Here is a 19,140-nt window from a genome sequence, read left to right on the forward strand (position 1 = left end):
TCCGCCGCGAGATCACCCGTCGAGGCGGCCAGAAACCGTCGCTGCGCATCGCGCGCAACCTGTTCACCGCGCTCGACGATCGTGCCGGGGTGATCGCGCACCGGCGCGGCGCACTCGAACGCGTGCAGCTGTTACTGGCCGACTGGACCGAAAACCAACGGCGCCTCACCGACACCGAGGCTCGAATGATCGACGTGCTCAATGAACTACGACTCACCGACCTGGTCACCTCCATCACCGGGCTTTCCGCGGTCGGGGCCGCGGCGATCCTGGCCGAAACCGGTGACCCCGCCCGGTTCGCCACCGCCCGCGCCCTGGTCAAACACGCAGGTCTGGCACCACGCGAGAAACTGTCGGGCACCTTCACCGGGCGCACCAAACTCACCGGACAAGGCCGACCAGGCTTGCGTTTGGCCGCTTGGCGCGCGGTTTGGGGCGCCCAACGCGCCAACCCTGTTTATGCCGCCCGCTACCAGCACCTGACCAGCCGCGAGGACAACAAACTCACCCCCACCCAAGCCCAAGCTGCTATCGCCGCCGCCATCCTGCGGCACCTGCACGCCGTCGTCACCACCGGCCAATGCTGGGATCCACACACTGCCACCCACGGCACACGACCAGCCAGCAACCCGATCTCGGTGGCCGCCTGAACATTTCGGCGACCATCGAGCGGTCGGTCGGGGCGAGCCCCACGCGGCATTGAGACACATCGTGATCTCGCCGGTAATCATGGGCAGCCCCGCCCGTCGTCACCTCAACCCGATTACACGCTGCTGGGATCAACCCCATTACTGCTATGCAGGGACGACGACGGACGAGGCACCGACCGAACCGCTTGACACAAAACGACTTACGCTGATTACCGGATGTTTATCTAGTCGCCGTACTCATGCTTCTCGAAGGTCCAGGGTTCCTCAGATGTCGATCGCCATGCCTGAGTCCCGGGCGGCATCGTCGCCAAGGACGCGAGGTCGTCATCTGCCGCCACCATATGCTCGATACAAACCAGCGCAGCGTTCCCATTCGGGTCATTCACGCCGTCGGCAATGGTCCAGTCGCCGTCATCCCAGTGCGTGACGAGCCTGGCAGGCTCTGCCCCCTCTAGCACGGTCCGATGGACCACCACCCCCAAGTGCTGCGGAAACTGGCCATCTGGATACGGCCACGCCAAACCTCGTAGAACTTCATGCGTCACCCGAGCAGCGTGCCAGACCAGACACCGAGAGGCGACTCCGCACGTTCAACTGCTGTCTCGAATCGGACTCAACTCGGCAGTTGCGGACGTTCGTGAACGCGCGCCACGCGGCAAAAGAGTGCGTTGGCTACGAGCGGCTGGTGCCGTGTCCGGAAAGGTTGATGCTGTAACCGTCACCCGGGGTGGCGTGGAGCGGCGTAGACCGTCCGGTTCGTATATCCTCCTCCAGGTCCACTTCGGAAGAGGGCGATCCGGCGTGGCTCGCACTCTTCTTCGCGTCGATGGTTGTATGGGGTAGACAGATGGCGAGTAGCGACGTCGAGCTGGCAGCTCGTTGGTGGCAGTGGGCGATGTCGGTGCCGAACGCCAAGAATCCGGTAGTGGACAAGACCGGAGAGTTCGCCGCGATCGATCAGCCGACGGATGTCTGGTTCCTGGCAGGCACCTTCGGTGGGCGAGTCGAGCGGCGGTGCACGATTCCGCACGGCCGGCCGATCTTCTTCCCGGCTTTCAATATGTTCCAGAAGGTTCCGGACGGATTTTTCGCGCGTGGCGAGGTGCCGGTGGCGCCCGCGGCGTCCGGTCACGCCGCATTGAACGGAGTCCCACTGCCCGTGCGGGCAGTGACCAACGACAAGGCATTCCGGATCACAGCGGCAGCGGGCGGTCCCTTCGGTCACACCGGCCGGTTCAAGGCCAAAGCCTGGGGTCTGTGGGGCCGTCTCGATGATCTCGCGCCTGGCGACTACGTCCTCACCTTCGGTGGCGAATACGAGCCCGGCGGCTTCTGGGTCGAGATCACCTATCAGTTGGAGATCCGCTAGTGTGTCGCGCCTGAAATACGTTGAAGATATTTGGCGAGTGATCCCAGGATCTCCTCTGCGGTTTTGCGCCAGACGAATGGTTTCGGGTCGGCGTTCCATTGCTCGATCCAGGCTGTGATGTCTTTGTCCAGTGCCGCAACGCTTTTGTGGACTCCGCGGCGCAGGAGTTGGTCAGTGAGGAACCCGAACCAGCGCTCGACCTGGTTGAGCCAGGACGAGCCAGTCGGGATGAAGTGCATATGGAAGCGTGGATGTTTGGCCAGCCAGGCGTTGATTGTCGATGTCTTGTGGGTAGACAAGTTGTCGCAGACCAGGTGGACGTCCAATTCCGCGGGGACGGCCTTGTCGATCGCGATGAGGAATTTCTTGAACTCGGTTGCGCGGCGGCGGGAGTACAGCTTGGAGATCACGGCTCCGTCGGCGATATCGAACGCCGCGAACAGGCTGGTCACGCCGTGGCGGACGTAGTCGTGGGAGTATCGCTCGGGCATGCCGGGCATCATCGGCAGCACCGGTTGCGAGCGGTCCAGCGCCTGGATCCCCGATTTCTCGTCCACGCACAGCACGACCGCCTTTTCCGGCGGATTGTGATATAGCCCGACCACATCGACGACCTTGTCCACGAACAACGGATCGGCCGAGAGTTTGAAGCCGTCGGCCACATGCGGTTTCAGCTCGAACTTGCTCCAGATCCGTCCAATCGTCGACGGCGACAAGCCACTTCGTTTGGCCATCGAGGTCCGCGACCAATGCGTCGCGTCTGCCGGCTTCTGTTCCAGGGTCATTGTGACCACTTCTTCGACCTTGTCCAGCAGGATCGACGGGGGCCGTCCAGGACGCGGCTCGTCGGACAGCCCCTCGAGACGGTTCTGCGCGAAACGCCTCCGCCACTTACCCACCGTCTGAGCCGTGATATCCAACTCGGCTGCCACATCCTGATTGGATTTGCCTGCTGCACAACCCAATACGATCCGGCAGCGTTCCGCGAGCGCCTGCGACGACTTCGCTCGCCGCGCCCACCGCTGCAACGTCTCACGCTCATCGCCGGTCAACACAATCTCAGCCACCGGCCGCCCACCGCGATCACGATCGCCCAGTCCTTCCAGGCCCTCGGCGGCGAACTGCCCGCGCCACCTCGCCGCCGACCCCACCGAGACACCGGCAAGCCGCGCGGCACCCGCATTCGACATACCCTCAGCACAGGCCAGCACGATCCGAGCTCGTTGCGCCTCACGCCGATCCGGCGACTCCGCCATGCGCGCAAGCTCCACACGCTCAGCGTCGGACACAACGATCTCAACAGCGGAAGGCCCACGATGCGACACAAAAACAGGCTAACAATTTAGGGGGCGCATTTCAGGCGCGACACACTAGTGCCGCGTCAAGCAACGTTGGGTCGGTGATCCGGACTCCGGACCTTTGACCCGACCGCAAAGTCGCGGAACTCAGTACAGCTGGCCGGTCCGCAAGTCCAGGGCATCGAACATATGCCGGACACCCTGGGTGCGGTGGTAGATCGCCCGCAACCGTTTCGGCCGACCAGCGGCGAACCAGCTGCGGCCTGCTCGGGGCAGCAGATTCAACGGCCCGAACTCGTCCACGCAGATCACCCGGCCGTCGGCGGGCGGATTGTCGTAGAGGTTCAGGACCCGGTTCATCAGTACTCGGGCAGTGCCCGCCTGCGCCAGACATTGGCGCGGGCACAAGCAGCCGCGGCCGCGCGGGTGCGCGCGGGTCCGCGCAGTGCGGGGTTCTGCCACACCGCCTGTTCCAGGGCCACTCGCTCGTTTCTCTCCGGCCAGCCCGCGTAGGCATCGACTGGGACGGGCAGCACACTGCTGGACGCGAGGATCAACCGCCGAATCCGTTGTGGCGCAGTCACAGCCAGACGCTGGGCCAACAGGCCCCCGAAGGAGAATCCCAGGACATCGGCGGCCGCGATACCGAGACGGTCCATGATTGTGAGCAAGTCCTGCACCACCGCGTCAGGGTGATAGGCCTGGATCGGAAGGCCACGGGTCGAAACGGTATTCGGCAGTTGCGGACGTTCCTAACCGCGCGCCCAGCGGCACTATCGTGCATTGTCCTCGGGGCCACCCGGCCCGTTATTCAACGGTTGCGCCTTGGGCGATCGGATCAGATAGATTGCCCCATAGTAGACGTCGTCGTTCGCGATGTCGTCGTCGCTTCGCATGTATCGGACGAATGCCGAATCGACCGGAATGTCGACAACACTTCGAGGATCGAAGGGGAATCGGTAGTCCTCTTCGCGATCCGACCACTGGCTGTAACTGCCCGCGGGCAGAAGATAGAGGCCGGGCGGTTGGTTCTGATGCAGATGCTTGCGCAGAAAGTCGATCCCGGCGCGTAGTGACTTCGGTGAGGGCAGCGCGTCCGTTTCCTCCAACGGAAGGATCAGGCCGGCGGCGACGCCCAGCCGATTTGTCCAGTCGACACCTTTACAGAGTGCGTCAAAGGCGCTCGCGCTGCTCCTGAGTAAGCGGGCGGGGTCCCGCAAGCTCTCGTCACTGAGTCCGAATTCATCGATATGCCGGGAGAACAGATGCTGGTCTGCTGCGACGGAAACCTCTGCAGCCACTGCCTGATCGCCTCCAGATCAAGATCTACCAACAAGCCACCGTCCGTACCGTCCACGTGCTGGATCATGCCATGGACCGCAGCAGTGACCTAGCCGGTTTCGATGCCGCCCAAGCGCCTGCCAGACCGGAGTGAAACACGTTACAGCGAAGGGTAACTCGCCGCGCGGATACAGACTCGCTTGCCGGTCACCACCGCCATCCGGCGCGCGACCGTGGAGGGTTTGAAGCGGCGGTCTTCGCGCATCCATCCAACGTAGCGTTCGATCTCGGCCCGGTTCATGGCCAGCGGGTTGGCATGATGCTCGATGCACCACGCGAAGTACAGGCGCAGATCCGAGCTGCAATGCGTGCGCGAGGTTCCGGAGAACCGGGCCAGGTGCGCGGCTGAGGCCAGCCGCAACACGAGGTCATCACCAACGAAGGTGACGTCGATGTCTGCTGAAGTACTCATGCATAACCATGCCCACGCGAAATCAGCGACCGCCACTGTGTGGAGCAATGTCTTACGCAAACCAGATCCTCGGCACCGCGCGGGTCGCGGCATGAGCGGACGTCCGGTCCGGCGACCCAGATGTGTTGGCCGATAACCGGTCGGCCGCCCCGGTCCTCGGTGGACATCCAACATCACACCGCAGTCCGATTCCATGTCATACCAAGGGATTACAGGTAACGAGAATCCGGCCGATAGCTTCGGGGTATCGAAATCGGCGCCCGCTCCGACATCGTCGACGGACGGAGGTGGCGTCTCCGACTCAGCTCTCAGGAAGATCTATGACGACACCTGCCCTGGTCCCCGAGTCATATCCACGGTCACCGCGGCGCGGTGCTGACGGTGATTACGCCCGTCTGTTGCGCCGGATCTCCGACACGGGGCTGATGAACCGGCGCCCCGTCTACTACGCCCTCCGGCTCAGCCTCGTCGGGGTCGCGTTCGCAACCGGCTGGGCGGCGTTCGTCCTCATCGGCGATTCGTGGTGGACGCTGCTGGTCGCGGGGGTCATGGCCGTGACGTTCGCTCAAATCGCACTCGTCATGCATGATGTCGCGCACCGCCAAGTCTTCCGGCTACGGCAGCCGACGGAGCTGGTGGGACGACTCGTCGGCAACGCTGGCATCGGCCTGGGCTACGGCTGGTGGCAGGACAAGCACACCCGGCATCACGCCAACCCGAACCACGAGGAACTCGATCCCGATGTGGCGCCCGACATTCTGGTCTGGTCACAACAGCAGGCACGGTCCAGCCGCGGTCTGGCTCGTCTCATCGGGAGGGCGCAGGCGTTCCTGTTCTTCCCCCTCCTGTTGCTGGAGGGCCTGAACCTCCATGTGGCCGGCGTGCGTGCGCTCAGAAATCGATCGGTCAAACACCGCGGATTGGAGGGCGCACTGCTGTTCGGCCACTTCGCCGCCTACCTGGCCGCACTGTTCGCGGTGCTGCCCGCCGACAAAGCCTTCGCGTTCCTTGCTGTCCACCAGGGCCTCTTCGGCCTGTACATGGGCTGCATCTTCGCCCCGAACCACAAGGGCATGCCAACCTTGACCGGCGACGACCGTCCCGACTACCTACGTCGACAGGTGCTGACCTCCCGCAACGTGCGGGGTGGCGCATTGACCGACCTCGCCCTCGGCGGGCTCAACTATCAGATCGAGCACCATTTGTTCCCGAGCATGCCGACGCCGAACCTGCGTCCCGCCCAGGTGATCGTCCGCGACTACTGCACCGAAATCGGCGTGCCCTACCACGAAACTGGGCTGATCTCCTCTTACCGCGAGGCGCTGCGACACATGCACCACGTCGGCGCCCCCTTGCGTACCCCCGATCGACACCCGGGTGCCGGAGTGCCACAACGCGATCGTTGAACACAAGCTGGGCATCACGATGTCCCGGACGCCATCCGCGATGCTGCTCATCCAACGCGTCCCCAACGGCACTCGGCCTCCGCCTCCGCAGGAGAGACTCGAGTCCAAGCGGTGCGGCAGCCAGGGGTATCGGCGCCGACGAGTAGCAGTTCGCCGCATTGCGCCGGGCTCGGGCCCTTGACCGGAACGTGACGACAACGCCGAGGGGCGGGGTGGAAACCCGCTGCCACATGCTCGTGTTCTGGCTGGCGTATGCTGCTCGGTCGATGTTCGCAGTAGGGATTCGATCAGCTGCAACCACAATGGATTTCGAAGGCGTCCATAGGCGGGAGGCGGCGTGAAAAGCCTGTTCAAAGCTGTCGTGATGGTTGCCTTGGCCATCGCCACAAATGTGCTGTTCACGCAGTCGGGTCTGCCCTTATCGGGTGATGTTGGGAACGAGAAGGAGCTGGCTCAGTTGACCGATAATCAATCAACACCGCACGAGCAGTTGGTCGATGACGACTACGACGATGATGACTACGACGTCAGCCTGGAGGATCCCGTCATCGAGGACGACGTGCCGACGACCTGGCAGGAATTCGCCGAGGACGCGCGGAAGACCAGCACTGCTGGGCGGCCGATGATCATGGGCCCGGAATTCGGGAGCGCCACCCATCCGGCAACGGCCTACCTGATCGAATAGACGAACTTTCCGTGTTGATGGACTGGTTCCCTCGAGTGGGACTGGCCGGGTAGGAGCTCGAGCGTTCGGGCCTGGGGCGGGTATTGCGCCGGGCTCGGGCCTTGATCCGGCGCCGCGCAGTAGTGCGACCGAGGCAGCAGTACTCTCCGACGCGCACGGGTTCCGCCGGACCAAAAAGGATGCATCGATGTCGTCACCGATACCGGAAGTCGTGGCCTGGGCGGTGATCGGCTACGTCACGGTTCTCGGGTCGGGTCGGTTATGGCTCGGCGGCAGCGCTGTTATCGATCGGCTCGTAAACCACACAGGCCTGTGGAGTATCGCGACCCTGCTGATATACCGGTGCGCATCGACGCCGACCATCGATGACCCGGCGAATCAGCTTGCCCTGGGCTGCATTCTCATGACCACCACATACCAGTACAGCATCGGTCGGCTCACCAGCGCCGATTCCGAGCCGGATACCGTATGGCGCCACCAGCGCAACGCCGCGCTCCTCGCCTCGGCCGCGACGGCCTCGATAGTCCTGGCCGCGGCATCGGCGAGATACTCGGGAAGATCGGTCGACCTGCACCTCGCGGGGGTCGGACTGGTCATCTGTTGCGCCCTCGCCGTCACCTACAACACGTTCGTGATCACTCGCATCTGCCTCGGCGCACTCCACGATGTCGATACGCCGCGCGCGGCGCGGATCGTGTGTATCGGCCTGATCGGCAGCAATGCCGTTCTCTGTGGTGCGCAGGCACTCTCGCTGTCCGAGCTGGCCACTGGATGGCCCGACGGACCACAACTGTCGCTGGTCCAGGCTGCGTTCACCCTGTGGGTCGCGATCAATGCGACACTGCACGCGATAGCGCTGGTCGCGGAGTTGGTGCTGCGAGCGGGTATGGATCGCGCCACCAGAACCTGCCGTCGGCTAGAGCCGCTGTGGCGTGATCTCACCGCGGCGGTCCCGGAGATCGTCATGCCCGTCGATGCGCGGCACGGCTCAGATCCAGCCACCCATCTACTGCGGATGACTGTGGAGATCCGCGACGCAATGCTCCACCTGGGCGCCTATCTCCCGGCCGAAACCGATGAAACGCAACGCAATACCGTGCGAGAGCCCGAATCAAACCGGGGGACTAGCGATTACGCCCATCGGCTGATCCGGGCGGCGCAGGCCAGAAAGGCGGGCCTACCGCCCGCTGGCACCGGCGCACCACCAGCATTGCCTGTGGTCGCACACGATTTCGACGCCGAGCTCGCGTACCTGATCGACCTGGCCCGCATCTGGCCGCAGGCCAAGGCCGCGGTGGAATGAGCCGATCGGCCAGTCCCGCCAGCCCATCCTTGCGATAGCGTTTGACCCAGGTGTGTACCGACTGGTGCGAGACCCGGTAACGGGCCGCGACCTCGACAACCGGGATCCCCGCCAGAACTTCCATCACGGCGTGATATCTCTGTTCGGCCACACTCGGCTCACCAGCATCAGGCCCAGGTCCTCCTGCCGCCGTGCACAAATCTGCCAGTGCCCAGCCCAGTTGTCTCATCAAGTTCGGTGGCGGGCGCGCGGGGCCGGCTGATCCTGGTCGTGCATGCGCTCAGTGGGGGCAGTGCCTATTCGGGCGGAGTCATTTCCGGTCCATCGGATTGCTCGGTCGATCTGTTGGTTGTCGAGCCCGCCGTTGCGCGCAAAGCTGTCCGGTACGCGCAATTGGTTGTCGTCATTTCGCCTTTCCGTCATCGTATTCCAGCGCTACGTTGGAGACGCACGCTTCCGAATGCGTGAATCGGTCATCGAAATCACTTGCAGGACAAGATCTTTCCCTCATAAACTGTTATGAGGGCTCTATGTCGACCACCACTCTCGCGCCGCCTGGCAGTGACCAGGTCAGTTCAGGCGGTACCCACGCCAGGGCCGGCCTTGTGTTGTTCATGGTGTGCGCCGCGATCTTCATGCTGATGCTCGACGCCACCGTCGTATCCGCCGCGCTCGCTGACATCCGCACCGACTTCAACACCTCGATCGATGGCCTGCAGTGGACGCGATTCCGCTGGCGGGTGTGCTGCTGACCTTCGCCACGATCGGCGACCGCTACGGACGCAAGCGCATGTTCGTGATCGGCATGGGGGTGTTCAAGGCATCCGTGCGGGGATCGACAACCAGCCCGACCCGCCGAGCACCAGATCCACTTGACCACGGAGCCGGTGCACGGTCTGGGTGTGCAGGGCAGATCCTCAAAGTTGGTGTGGCTGATGCGCTTTGGTTCTCGGTTGTGGTGCGCAGGCGCTAGTTGACCGAAGAGCAGGGGAATCGAAGTCGGTGTTCGGGACCGGTGAATGCCACTCCTTTGAACCCTGTGGGTGGCCGTTGAACATCACCTGGCCGAAGTCGGCAGCATCGTTGAACCTCGTAACCAGCAGTGTTCGGCTTAGACCGTGTCTCACGTCGCCGGTTTCGCCTTCATCAGTTTCTTGAAGCAGGTGAGCGCGACGGGATGTAGGCGGTCGTCCAACGGTCTTCGCATGCTGGCCGCTATCGGTCGAGCTTGCCTGCGCTATCCCGCAGGTAGCGCTGTTCGGGGAGGCTCGTGGTGTGGCGGGCCGCTAGCTGGTAGTTCGCTCGAGCGGCGGCGTACTCGCCGGCCAGCTCCTGTAAGTGGGCGCGGACGGCGTAGAGGCGGTGATGGCGGGCGATCCGGGGGTCGCTGTCCAGTGTTTCCAGCAGTTCGAGTCCGGCCTGGGGGCCGCGGGTCATCGCGACCGCGACGGCGTAATTGAGCGTGACCATAGGGTTCGGCATGATCCGGTGGAGAATTCCGTACAGGATGCGGATCTGTTCCCAGTCGGTGTCCTCGGCTCGCGGCGCCTGGACGTGCAGCGCGGCGGTCGCCGCTTGGAGCTGGTAAGGGCCGAGGGGTGCAGAAGACATGGCGTCGGTGACCAGCGCGGCGCCCTCTTCGATCATGGCTGCGTCCCACCGGTTCCGGTCCTGCTCGGCCAGCGGGATGAGGGCGCCGTCCGGGCCGGTGCGGGCCGATCTGCGGGCGTCGGTCAGCAGCATCAGCGCCAGAAGCCCGGCGACTTCACCGTCATCCGGCAAGGACCGGTGCAGCATCCGGGTGAGCCGGATCGCCTCTGTGGTGAGCTCGCCGCGGTGCAGGTCGGGTCCGGAACTGGCGGTGTAGCCCTCGTTGAAGATCAGGTAGAGCACGTGCAGGACCGCGTCCAGCCGTTCGGCCCACTCCTGAGCGCTCGGCATCGCAAACGACGCTCCGGCGGCCCTTATTCGCTGCTTGGCACGGCTGATCCGCGGCGCCATGGTGGCCTCCGGCACGAGGAAGGCCCGCGCCACCTCGGCGGTGGTGAGCCCGCCGACCGCACGTAGCGTGAGTGCAACCTGAGAGGCGGGCGTCAGCGCCGGAAGGCAGCACAGGAACAGCAGCGCGAGCGTGTCGTCCTGGTCGCCGGGGCTTTCGTCGCCGGGCGGCAGCGCGAGGTCGGTGTCCGGCGACTCCCGAACCGCCACGGTGACCTCCCGGCGGCGGCGTGCCTGCTCGCTGCGTACCTGATCGACCAGGCGCCGGGCGGCGACGGTGACCAGCCAAGACCGCGGGTTTTCCGGGATCCCCTCGGCGGGCCACTGCGTCGCCGCGGCGAGCAACGCCTCCTGAACCGCGTCCTCGCACTCCTCGAACCCGCCGTAGCGGCGCAGGAGCACGCCGAGAACCTGCGGCGCCAGTTCGCGCAGCAGGTCCTCGAGGCGTTCGGACGTGCTCACATCTCCATCCCGGCCGAGTCCATCAGCGGTCGCACCTCCACGCCGCCGACCTGACCGCTCGATATCAGGGCGGCCAATTCCACGGCGCGCTCCCGGCTTTCGCAGTCGACCAGGTACTGGCCGGCGACATAATCCGGGCTCCGCAGATACGGACCGTCGGTCACCGTCACCACGCCGTCCCGAACCCGTACCACGGCGCTGATGGACGGGTCCGCGAACACGTAACCGCTGATCAGTTCCCCTGCTTGCTCGGCCGCGGCCAGGAATTGCTCATGATCGAACCCTTCACCGGGTACGGCCGCCACGTTCAGATGGAGATTCAGCAGGAACTTCACCGCGTGCTCAGCCGTCGGCCGTACCCGCGAAGATCACCGGCCGCACCTCGATGCCGAGGCCCTCGACGCCGGCGTCCGGGATGAGCGCGGCCAACTCCAGCGCGCGTTCCCGGCTGTCGCATTCCACCAGGTAGTAGCCGCCGAGGTATTCCTTGGCCTCGAGGTAGGGCCCGTCCGTCACCGCCGGGACGCCGCCCCGGACCCTGACCACGGCACTCTGCGACGGGTCGGCCAGCGCAGCGGTGCTGATCATCTCCCCGGACTTCGTGACGGTCTCCACGAACGCGCCGTGGCCGCTCATCACCTCGTTGCGCTCCTCCTCCGTCAGAACATCCCAGATCTGGGGGTTGCTGTGCATGATCAACAAGAACTTCATGTCGTCTCCTTCGGCGGCGCCCCCTTTGAGGTGCCGTTCACCCTAAAGTCGGAGCCGGTTGCGCATTCTTGCGGCGCCGGGCCGCAAAAATCTCCCGCCCGCTCCGACTATCTCCCGAAGGACGCCTCACCTGGGCGTTCCGTGCCCAACGGCTATCACTGGAGTATAGGAATGAACCTTCCACGCATCGGCGTCAGTCTGCCGTACATCGACCCGTACGCCGGCCCCGATGCCGTCGTCGCAGTGGCCCAGGCGACCGAACGGCTCGGATTCCACGCCGTGTCCGCCAGCGACCGGCTCCTGATCCCCACCGGACCGCACTGGAACAACGACGCGGGCCTGCCCGAGTCGCACGCCTGGGACTCGCTCGAGATGCTGACCTGGGCTGCCGCGCACACCCGGCGGATCCGCGTGACCACGGACATCGTGAATTCGATCTTCCAGTCGCCCATCATCCTGGCCCGCAGGCTGGCCACGCTCGACCGGCTGTCCGGGGGGCGGCTGGATGTCGGCATCGGCCAAGGCGGCGGCACGCGGGTGCCGCCGTTCTACATCCCCGAGGAGTTCATCGCGGCGGGCGTGCCGGCCAGCCGCAGAGGAGCCGGATTCGTCGAGCACATCGCCGCGATGCGGGCCTGCTGGGCCCCCGACCCCGTCGAGTTCCATGGTGAGCACTACCAGATCCCGCCGTCCATGGTCGGCCCGAAACCACTCGGAAGCACCATCCCCCTGTTCATCGGCGCGATAACCCGCCACACCATCGAACGGGCAGCCCGCATCGGAGACGGCTTCATCACCACCGCGATCGACTGGGACGACACCCGTGCGCACGTTCGCTGGTACCGAGAGGCAGGCGGCACCGGCACCGTCGTGGTGAATGCGATCCCGGCCCGTCATCAACTCTCTCCCAGCGCCTTCACCGGCGCCGTGCTGAACGAACTCGACCGCGCCGCGGCCGTCGGCGCCGAGGAGATGCACATCGCGCTCCATCTCCTGCCCTCCCGCCCGGAGCAGCAGGTCGAGCTGCTGGAAGCGCTTGCAACCAGGCTTGACCTGCCAATGCCTTGAACGGGCCATCGTTCCTGCGGCGGGCTCGAGCAACGGCATCGCACCACCGAACACGCTGATCTGCCGCCAGGCGCGCCGTTCTTTCTGGAGACGTCGAACGTCGGGAAGGTTCAGGCATCAACCTGGCGGCAGATCGCCCAGGAACACGGACCCCCACGCCTTTTCGGACGCGGAATCCCTATGCTGCGGCAGGTTCCAGTTGCCGCCCCGCCGGTGTGGGCCAGCGGCGGTGTTCGGCGTCGATGACGAAGACGTGGGTGTGTCGGTAGTGGCGTTCGTCGACGCGGTCGGCGCCGAACAGTCGGGCCGGGTCGATGGTGCCGACTTCATGCAGATGAGTCAGCTCCTCAGGGTCGTGGCGTGGCCACATCCGCAGTGCTGCAGTAATTCCCGCGCCTGCGAACACCACGAGCGTTATCCAGGTGGTGGTGAAACCGGCGGCGGTGGTCAGCCATCCGGCGATCGGATAGGTGATCAACCAGGCGAGGTGTGACAGCGAGAACTGCGCCGCGAAGAGCGCGGGTCGGTCGGCGGGTTGCGACGAGCGCCGCAGGACTTGCCCGGTCGGCGTCAGCACCGCCGCGGTGCCCGAACCGGTCAGGGCCCACACCGCGATAGCGGCGCCCCATCGCCAGTCACCGGCATCGGCGGTGGACAGCGCGATGGCCGAGCCGAGTCCGGCAATCAGCGTGGCCGCACCAGCGAACATCACCGGTCGGGCACCGACTCGATCGAGGACCCGGGGTAACGCGAGCGCGATGATCATGGTGCCGAACCCGTTGGCGGCCAAGAGCATCGCCACTCCGGACTGCGTGCCGCCGAGGATGTCGCGCACGTAGTTGACGGTGTTGACCATGATCACCGATCCGGCGGCGGCGACCACAAGGTTCAATCCGAGCAGGCCGCGCAACCGCGGTGTCGCAGCGAAGATCCGCATGCCCACCGTGATCCGTTGCCGGAAGGAGCCCTGCGTGGCGGTAGTCGCGTTCGGGATGCCGGTGGTGATCACCAAGGCGGCCGAGACGGCGAATCCGATTGCGGTGCCGAGGAACAGCCAGTGGAAGCTCATGACGGTCAGTGCCGCCGCGGCGAGCATCGGGCTCAGCAGCGTTTCCATGGTGGCGGCCAGTTGCGCGGCCGACAGCGCTCTGGTGTATTCGCGCTCATCCGGCAGGATGTCGGGGATGATCGCCTGGTAGGTGGGGGTGAAAGCGGCCGAGGCGGTTTGCAGCACCGCGATCAGTACGTAGATCTGCCACACCTGGTCGATGAACGGCAGTGTCAGCACTATGGCGGCTCGAATCACGTTGAGCGCTACCAGGAAAAGCCTGCGGGGGAGTCGGTCGGCGTAGGCGGCCACGATTGGCGCGATCGTCACATAGACGAGCATCTTGATGGTCAGAGCGGTGCCGAGGACAGCGCCTGCGTCGGCTCCGGCGAGTTCGTACGCGAGCAGCCCGAGTGCGACGGTAGTCAGCCCGGTGCCGAACAGAGCCGACACCTGAGCGGTGAACAGTCGCAGGTAGTCACGGTGGCCGACGAGTGTGGTGATCATGGGCATGGAACGCATCGGAAACACTTCCTTGGAATGAGTTGGGTGGATCACGGGTGCTGGGACAGCGGCATTCGGACACGTCGGGCTCCTTTCGGGAAAAGGCGGCGGAGCGGTGGAACATGTACACGCTCAGTAGGTTTCAGTGATCAGGCATTGGTTGTGTGCTGGGTGAGGCGGCGGTGCGGAGGACGTCACCGTGCTTGAAACCAAGTGCAGACGGTAAGTTCCGGAGCCGGGCGCGGCCGTGTGGAAAGTGACATCCACACCGGGTGCGGTCGATCCGTCACCGGGTTCGCCGTTCGGGCGGATGTGGGCGAGGTCGGATCGCCCGCGGGCAGGATCACCGAGTGGCCATGGATGGGCCGGGTGGGCCAGCCGGTCAGTGAACGCTTCGCCGTCCTTGCGCGCGGTGAGCTCGAGCGGCGCGAGTTCGTCGTCGAGGGTCGCCTCATACCCGTCCACGATCGCGGTGCGCGTGGACTCCAGGGTGGGGCGCGGTTCGTCTGTGTCTGCTACCGAGAGATCCGCGCCGAGCGGGATGGTCTTGCCGAGGTCCCGCGGGGTGATATCGGTGATGGTGCGGTCCGCGCCCGCATTGGTGTGAGTCTGCGTGGTCATCGCCCTGGACGCTCCGATCTTGTTCGTTCGACCCATAGAAAAAATATACCCCTAGGGGGTATATGGCAAGGCTAGGGGGTGTGATGCGCCTCACTCACGCTTTGGGCGATGGATGCCGCCAGAATTCGCGAACACGCACCGGGAACCTGCTCGTGCGCGATGTCGACACGGTCATCGGGGCGGCGCGCAATCAACAGTTGTGGAGGAGACGACGCCGGTCAACCCCAGAACCACGGTCCGCTGGATCCGGTCGGGGACTTTCCCGCACACGTTGTGCCGGGCGGGCAAGACTTATCCCGGGCGACGGTTTCCTGTGTCGCGGGACAAGAGCTGTTCCGGAGCGACGTCCTGTGGTGTGCGTGGGCTATGGTGCAGCGCAACGGCGGTGCGCGGTGTCGACAGGACCACTCTGTCCCGCCCGCCGTCGATGTCGACAGTCGCACACAGCGACAACTTCGGCTACAGTCGGCATGCCAATTCGAGGCTGTTGCCCGATCCGGACTTGATGCCGACTCTTCTGGTTCAGCATGGCTGTCTACGAGGCTGTTTCGATGATGAAGGATGTTTGTGAGTAGATCTCCTGTTGTTCTGTCAGTTCTCTCCCTTGCCGTGATCGGTTTGTCGAGTGTGACCGCGTGTAGCGACTCGGATGGCGGGGAACCTAAGACGTCCACCACAGTTGTCGCCCCGCCCGTGACGAGTGCGCCGCCGCAGTCGAGTTCGGTGCCGGTGCCGGTGCCGCCTCCGGTGAGCCCGCCGACCAGCGAGGTCGAGGTGCCGAACCCGCTGCCGACGACGCCCGCGGTTGTGGAGCAACCCAAGCAGACCGTGCCGCAGGAGCAACCCAAGCAGACCGCGCCCGCGGAGAAGCCCGCGCCGCCGACGCTGCCGGACCCCGGTTTCGAGCCGCATCCCGGTTACTGACCGAGAAGATTGGTGTGCGAGTTTTCATGCAGTTCGGCGTAAAGGTCCGCGGCTCGTTGCGGACGACCAAGCTTTTTCATGTTGTTCTTTCGGCACTCACCGTCGCGCTGCTCGGCGGTAGCACAGCGGTCGCCTCGGCTGAACCGGAGAAGACACCGGCCGCCGGCAAGTCGCTTGTGGTGATCGGCGATTCCTATACCGCCAACGGTGTTCGGCTCAATGGTGATGAGAAGGAGTGCCGGCGCGGTCCGTCGGCATGGCCGACCCAGCTGAGCCAGCTGATGGGGATTCATGGGACACCGGAATTCATGGATGTCTCGTGTTCGGGTGCCTCGATCCAGAGCCAGACCGCCTACAACCTGGTGCACGAGGCTCGTCTGGCCGACAAGGCGGGGGCGTTCGGTCCGAACACCAAAGTGGTGACAATCCAGCTGGGTATGAACGACACCTGGGGCACGAACAAGACCATGCTGTGGACCGCGATGGATCCCTGCATTCTCAACCTGACCGACGGCTGTGGTCTCGAAGCCGCCGAGCAGGGCCGCAGCCCCGACTACCGGGCGGTGACCGGGAAAGAGTACGCGGACCGCATCAAAACCGTCATCGACTACATTCGCTACTACGCGCCGCAGGCACGGATCGTGCTGGTCGGCTATCCGGAACTGGTCCCCCCGCAAACGCAGAAGTTGTGCGTCAACATTCTCGGCGTGGGTGCCTTCATCCAGGACCGGGGTGCGGCCGTGGTGGAGTACATGGATCGGCTCGACCGAGCGCAGCGCGAGGCGGCCGAGATCCTGAACCTGGAGTTCTTCAACGCCAAGCCGATCACCGCGGGACATGGTCTGTGTTCGGACGATCCGTGGGTCAACGGGGTGTTCGATCCGCGCGCCGACTTCCTCGGGATGCCTTTGCACCCCACTGCGAAGGGCGATGCGGTCATGGCGGCCGGGCTGCGTGACTGGATCTCCCGGTGACGACCTCGGACACGGAAGCGCCGAGCACCTCGGCGCTTTCACCCACGGCGCCCGCTACCTCCGGCTCGTCGAGCACGGTCCGGCCGGGCGGAAATCTGCCCGGCCTGACCGGGGCGCGGTGGTGGGCAGCCGCGGCGGTTTTTCTGCTGCACGCGCTGGTGTTCTTACCGACCTACCCGTTCCAGAAGTCGGAACTGTTCCGCACGATCCATCAGAACTTCCTGCCGATGCAGTTCGGCGCAACGGCTGTCACGTTCTTCTTCGTGCTGTCGGGTTTCATCATTTACTGGTCTTTCCGGCCCGGCACCTCCACGGTGGCCTTCCTGCGTCGCCGCATACTCAAGCTCTACCCCACCCATCTGGTCGCAGCCGCGATGTTCATCCTGGTGGCCTCCGTGCCGCTGAGCCGCATCGTCGTCTGGGTGCCGAACGTGCTGCTGATTCACACTTGGCTTCCGAAATGGACCACGGTGGGCGGGCTCAACGTCCCGTCGTGGTCGCTGGCGACGGACCTGGCGTTCTATCTGAGTTTCCCGCTGGTTCTTCCGTTGGTGCAGCGCATCCGCGTCGACCGGTTGTTGCCCTGGGTCATCGGTCTGCTGGCATTCATCATCCTGATGAACGTCGCCTACCACTTCGGTCTCGACGGTCCCACCAGCACCGCCAACCCGTTCGTCCCTCGCCTGGTCCCCGGCGATGTGTCCCCGTCGACTGATCTGCACGCCTCGCAGGCGTGGTTCCGCCAACAAGACATCCCGGTCGTGCGGTCGTACTGGTTCAGCTACAACTTCCCGCTCTCGCGACTGCCGGAGTTCTTCGTCGGCATGATCGCAGCGCGCATGGTGATCGAAGGGCGGTGGCGCAACACCCGGCTGACGCTGCCGCTGGTCGCGCTTGCTGTCACCTACGCCGCAACGTATGTGGTGCCGGTGTCCTTCAAAATGTCGGCCCTGGTGGTTGGACCGATGTGCGCCCTGGTCGCCACCGTCGCGGTTCGGGATATGCGCGGAATCTCCGGGTTCACCGCATCCCGGCCCATTGTGTGGCTCGGCAACGTCTCCTACGCGTTCTACCTGATCCAATTCCCCGTCATGGTCCTGGTCAGCCGGCTGGTCATCGGCGGACGACGATTCGGACTCCTCGGCTGGCTCGGATGCACCGCACTCTGCTTCGTGCTGTCCCTAGTCGCGGCCGCCGCCATCTATCAGTGGGTCGACCTACCGATCATGCGCCGGTTCGCTCACGTGCGACCCCGGAAGCCGGTCCAGCAGTCCGCGTAATCACCACCGGCATATCGTCGGGCAATAGTAGGGGTTCGAGTCCCTTAGCTCCGCTCCAACAAAAGGTCAGGTCCGGTAGATTTCCGGGTCTGGCCCTTTTGCGTGGCAACGCATTCGAGCAACGTCATGGACGAATGTCGAAGATCAAGCACCCTTCGGTGCCCTGGACTCGGCTAGGGATCGAGTAACCAGAGCCGCCTTCGCTATCGCTTCTGCGCATCCAGCCTCCTACTTACCACGGGGCGCTCCACACGGGTGTGCCGTGCACGTTGAGTTTGTCGATGCGTGCTGGCTCGGTGTCCGTCTGGTCTGCGCGGGTCCAGCTGTCCTCCACTGGCGCGTTCGATCATGGCGCGGATGGATGCTGGTCATAGGACGGCGTCAACCGCTGGGCCAAGTCGACCAGGAAATCTCCGGCGGCTCTGGTCGTCATCTTCGTCGGAATGCTCGGGTGGGGAAGCCGGTGTGTGCGGTGGAATCAGTCCACCGCGGCACCGCCACCCCTGCGGATCACGTCAGATACTGGTCGGGGACCTCGGCGGTGTGGCCGGTGCCGCGATCGCAGGCGGCGCGGCAGCCGTTTGTCCGGGGGCGTTCTGGTCGGCGTCGGTCGGGCGCGAGAAACGTAGGAATTGGCCGAATTGTCCGTGGCCATCATCTTGCGGAACGTGCTGGTTGAGCGGCACGACATGGTTGTTGGAGACGACTCCCCAGCCGGTCTCGGTCTGCACGATCACGCCTTTGCGAAACTCCCACTCCACGACATCGCCGGTCCTCAATTGGGCACCGGGGTCGAGCGCTGGCCATCCAGACGAATCTCCTCGCATGGCCTGCCAGGCAGCCTGCGCATCGCCGGTCGGGTCGCTCGACGCGTTCTTCACGGCCTGTGCCACCTCCCGCGTCACCTCTTGTGACGGAGCGCCTTCCACCTGCAAATCCATCTTGGCATTCGGGTCATTCACCGGTGGTGGGGGAGTCGTCGGAGTGGCGGAGACACCTGCTTGTGTTGCCTGTCCCGGTGTCCCGGGAGCTGCCGCGGTTGCGCCCGCATTCGCCTTGGCATGCTCGGCTCTGTCGCGATCGCGC

General features: G+C 64.8%; 22 protein-coding genes and 1 pseudogene. 10 read left to right on the forward strand and 13 right to left on the reverse strand.

Annotated elements, in window-relative coordinates; translation table 11 throughout:
* A partial coding sequence (locus tag ACLMAL_RS38185; protein ID WP_412003518.1) for a transposase occupies positions 1-650 on the forward strand: 650 nt, incomplete at its 5' end.
* A gap of 224 nt (positions 651-874) precedes the next feature.
* Here the strand turns inward: ACLMAL_RS38185 and ACLMAL_RS38190 are convergent.
* Positions 875-1,195 (reverse strand): hypothetical protein, encoded by a 321-nt coding sequence (locus tag ACLMAL_RS38190; RefSeq protein WP_412003519.1) that lies wholly within the window; start codon positions 1,193-1,195, stop codon positions 875-877.
* A 302-nt stretch (positions 1,196-1,497) separates the two neighbouring features.
* Here ACLMAL_RS38190 and ACLMAL_RS38195 point away from each other — a divergent pair, with 302 nt between their 5' ends.
* Positions 1,498-2,019: a hypothetical protein gene (locus ACLMAL_RS38195; RefSeq protein WP_412003520.1), complete on the forward strand. Its 522-nt coding sequence runs from the start codon at positions 1,498-1,500 to the stop codon at positions 2,017-2,019.
* Here ACLMAL_RS38195 and ACLMAL_RS38200 read toward each other — a convergent pair.
* The 5 genes from ACLMAL_RS38200 to ACLMAL_RS38220 all read right to left on the reverse strand — a co-directional run bounded on the left by ACLMAL_RS38200 (position 2,016) and on the right by ACLMAL_RS38220 (position 5,130).
* Positions 2,016-3,344 carry an IS630 family transposase gene (locus tag ACLMAL_RS38200; protein ID WP_412003521.1) on the reverse strand — a complete coding sequence of 443 codons (1,329 nt, stop codon included), beginning with the start codon at positions 3,342-3,344 and terminating at the stop codon, positions 2,016-2,018. The two genes, ACLMAL_RS38195 and ACLMAL_RS38200, sit on opposite strands and share 4 nt — an antisense overlap.
* A 120-nt stretch (positions 3,345-3,464) precedes the next feature.
* The gene (locus ACLMAL_RS38205) at positions 3,465-3,677 is read right to left on the reverse strand and encodes a hypothetical protein (protein ID WP_412003522.1); all 213 of its coding nucleotides are present in this window, start codon (positions 3,675-3,677) and stop codon (positions 3,465-3,467) included.
* Positions 3,677-4,057, reverse strand: coding sequence for an alpha/beta fold hydrolase (locus tag ACLMAL_RS38210; RefSeq protein WP_412003539.1), 381 nt, complete (start codon positions 4,055-4,057; stop codon positions 3,677-3,679). Before ACLMAL_RS38210 ends, ACLMAL_RS38205 begins: the two co-directional genes overlap by 1 nt.
* Positions 4,058-4,090: 33 nt before the next feature.
* Positions 4,091-4,618 carry a hypothetical protein gene (locus ACLMAL_RS38215; RefSeq protein WP_412003523.1) on the reverse strand — a complete coding sequence of 176 codons (528 nt, stop codon included), beginning with the start codon at positions 4,616-4,618 and terminating at the stop codon, positions 4,091-4,093.
* Positions 4,619-4,758: 140 nt separating this feature from the next.
* On the reverse strand, positions 4,759-5,130 hold the full coding sequence (locus tag ACLMAL_RS38220; RefSeq protein ID WP_412003524.1) for a hypothetical protein: 372 nt from the start codon (positions 5,128-5,130) through the stop codon (positions 4,759-4,761).
* 260 nt (positions 5,131-5,390) lie between these two features.
* Here ACLMAL_RS38220 and ACLMAL_RS38225 point away from each other — a divergent pair, with 260 nt between their 5' ends.
* The 3 genes from ACLMAL_RS38225 to ACLMAL_RS38235 all read left to right on the forward strand — a co-directional run bounded on the left by ACLMAL_RS38225 (position 5,391) and on the right by ACLMAL_RS38235 (position 8,464).
* Complete coding sequence (locus ACLMAL_RS38225) at positions 5,391-6,476, forward strand: fatty acid desaturase family protein (protein WP_412003525.1); 1,086 nt, start codon at positions 5,391-5,393, stop codon at positions 6,474-6,476.
* A 337-nt stretch (positions 6,477-6,813) separates the two neighbouring features.
* The gene (locus ACLMAL_RS38230) at positions 6,814-7,161 is read left to right on the forward strand and encodes a hypothetical protein (protein ID WP_412003526.1); all 348 of its coding nucleotides are present in this window, start codon (positions 6,814-6,816) and stop codon (positions 7,159-7,161) included.
* Between the two features lie 187 nt (positions 7,162-7,348).
* Positions 7,349-8,464, forward strand: coding sequence for an MAB_1171c family putative transporter (locus ACLMAL_RS38235; protein ID WP_412003527.1), 1,116 nt, complete (start codon positions 7,349-7,351; stop codon positions 8,462-8,464).
* Here ACLMAL_RS38235 and ACLMAL_RS38240 read toward each other — a convergent pair.
* A pseudogene (locus ACLMAL_RS38240) lies at positions 8,442-8,663 on the reverse strand (helix-turn-helix domain-containing protein); the annotation flags it as partial. The gene ACLMAL_RS38235 and the pseudogene ACLMAL_RS38240 sit on opposite strands and share 23 nt — an antisense overlap.
* Positions 8,664-8,994: 331 nt before the next feature.
* On the opposite strand from ACLMAL_RS38240, the gene ACLMAL_RS38245 reads away from it, so the two are divergent.
* Positions 8,995-9,216, forward strand: a complete 222-nt coding sequence (locus ACLMAL_RS38245; RefSeq protein WP_412003528.1) for a hypothetical protein — start codon at positions 8,995-8,997, stop codon at positions 9,214-9,216.
* A 463-nt stretch (positions 9,217-9,679) separates the two neighbouring features.
* Here the strand turns inward: ACLMAL_RS38245 and ACLMAL_RS38250 are convergent, their stop codons facing one another.
* The 3 genes from ACLMAL_RS38250 to ACLMAL_RS38260 are packed head-to-tail and all read right to left on the reverse strand — an operon-like array spanning position 9,680 to position 11,635.
* Positions 9,680-10,924: an RNA polymerase sigma factor gene (locus ACLMAL_RS38250; protein WP_412003529.1), complete on the reverse strand. Its 1,245-nt coding sequence runs from the start codon at positions 10,922-10,924 to the stop codon at positions 9,680-9,682.
* Positions 10,921-11,259, reverse strand: a complete 339-nt coding sequence (locus tag ACLMAL_RS38255) for a YciI family protein (RefSeq protein ID WP_412003530.1) — start codon at positions 11,257-11,259, stop codon at positions 10,921-10,923. Before ACLMAL_RS38255 ends, ACLMAL_RS38250 begins: the two co-directional genes overlap by 4 nt.
* A gap of 7 nt (positions 11,260-11,266) precedes the next feature.
* Positions 11,267-11,635: a YciI family protein gene (locus ACLMAL_RS38260; protein ID WP_412003531.1), complete on the reverse strand. Its 369-nt coding sequence runs from the start codon at positions 11,633-11,635 to the stop codon at positions 11,267-11,269.
* Between the two features lie 171 nt (positions 11,636-11,806).
* Here ACLMAL_RS38260 and ACLMAL_RS38265 point away from each other — a divergent pair, with 171 nt between their 5' ends.
* Positions 11,807-12,703, forward strand: coding sequence for a TIGR03619 family F420-dependent LLM class oxidoreductase (locus ACLMAL_RS38265; RefSeq protein ID WP_412003532.1), 897 nt, complete (start codon positions 11,807-11,809; stop codon positions 12,701-12,703).
* A 178-nt stretch (positions 12,704-12,881) separates the two neighbouring features.
* Here ACLMAL_RS38265 and ACLMAL_RS38270 read toward each other — a convergent pair whose 3' ends face one another.
* The gene (locus tag ACLMAL_RS38270) at positions 12,882-14,273 is read right to left on the reverse strand and encodes an MFS transporter (protein WP_412003533.1); all 1,392 of its coding nucleotides are present in this window, start codon (positions 14,271-14,273) and stop codon (positions 12,882-12,884) included.
* A 114-nt stretch (positions 14,274-14,387) separates the two neighbouring features.
* Entirely contained in the window at positions 14,388-14,876 is a 489-nt protein-coding gene (locus ACLMAL_RS38275; protein WP_412003534.1) for a hypothetical protein, read from the reverse strand.
* Positions 14,877-15,569: 693 nt separating this feature from the next.
* Here ACLMAL_RS38275 and ACLMAL_RS38280 point away from each other — a divergent pair.
* Genes ACLMAL_RS38280 through ACLMAL_RS38290 form a run of 3 tightly spaced genes read left to right on the forward strand, consistent with a single transcriptional unit; the run spans position 15,570 to position 18,054 of the window.
* Positions 15,570-15,800, forward strand: a complete 231-nt coding sequence (locus tag ACLMAL_RS38280) for a hypothetical protein (RefSeq protein ID WP_412003535.1) — start codon at positions 15,570-15,572, stop codon at positions 15,798-15,800.
* A 26-nt stretch (positions 15,801-15,826) separates the two neighbouring features.
* Entirely contained in the window at positions 15,827-16,774 is a 948-nt protein-coding gene (locus ACLMAL_RS38285; RefSeq protein WP_412003536.1) for an SGNH/GDSL hydrolase family protein, read from the forward strand.
* Positions 16,771-18,054, forward strand: coding sequence for an acyltransferase family protein (locus tag ACLMAL_RS38290; RefSeq protein ID WP_412003537.1), 1,284 nt, complete (start codon positions 16,771-16,773; stop codon positions 18,052-18,054). The genes ACLMAL_RS38285 and ACLMAL_RS38290 overlap by 4 nt, the downstream gene beginning before the upstream one ends.
* Before the next feature lie 515 nt (positions 18,055-18,569).
* Here the strand turns inward: ACLMAL_RS38290 and ACLMAL_RS38295 are convergent.
* On the reverse strand, positions 18,570-19,140 hold a 571-nt coding region (locus tag ACLMAL_RS38295), incomplete at its 5' end, for a hypothetical protein (RefSeq protein ID WP_412003538.1).

It is taken from the genome of Nocardia sp. CWNU-33 (assembly GCF_046764895.1).
In the GTDB taxonomy this organism is placed as follows: domain Bacteria; phylum Actinomycetota; class Actinomycetes; order Mycobacteriales; family Mycobacteriaceae; genus Nocardia.

What these genes read in the sequence shown, in the direction of transcription:
- ACLMAL_RS38195 (WP_412003520.1), top strand. Translation starts at nt 1,498, where the DNA reads ATGGCGAGTAGCGACGTCGAGCTGGCAGCTCGTTGGTGGCAGTGGGCG.
- ACLMAL_RS38205 (WP_412003522.1), bottom strand. Translation starts at nt 3,677, where the DNA reads ATGAACCGGGTCCTGAACCTCTACGACAATCCGCCCGCCGACGGCCGG.
- ACLMAL_RS38225 (WP_412003525.1), top strand. Translation starts at nt 5,391, where the DNA reads ATGACGACACCTGCCCTGGTCCCCGAGTCATATCCACGGTCACCGCGG.
- ACLMAL_RS38235 (WP_412003527.1), top strand. Translation starts at nt 7,349, where the DNA reads ATGTCGTCACCGATACCGGAAGTCGTGGCCTGGGCGGTGATCGGCTAC.
- ACLMAL_RS38245 (WP_412003528.1), top strand. Translation starts at nt 8,995, where the DNA reads ATGTCGACCACCACTCTCGCGCCGCCTGGCAGTGACCAGGTCAGTTCA.
- ACLMAL_RS38260 (WP_412003531.1), bottom strand. Translation starts at nt 11,635, where the DNA reads ATGAAGTTCTTGTTGATCATGCACAGCAACCCCCAGATCTGGGATGTT.
- ACLMAL_RS38265 (WP_412003532.1), top strand. Translation starts at nt 11,807, where the DNA reads ATGAACCTTCCACGCATCGGCGTCAGTCTGCCGTACATCGACCCGTAC.
- ACLMAL_RS38270 (WP_412003533.1), bottom strand. Translation starts at nt 14,273, where the DNA reads ATGCGTTCCATGCCCATGATCACCACACTCGTCGGCCACCGTGACTAC.
- ACLMAL_RS38275 (WP_412003534.1), bottom strand. Translation starts at nt 14,876, where the DNA reads ATGACCACGCAGACTCACACCAATGCGGGCGCGGACCGCACCATCACC.
- ACLMAL_RS38285 (WP_412003536.1), top strand. Translation starts at nt 15,827, where the DNA reads ATGCAGTTCGGCGTAAAGGTCCGCGGCTCGTTGCGGACGACCAAGCTT.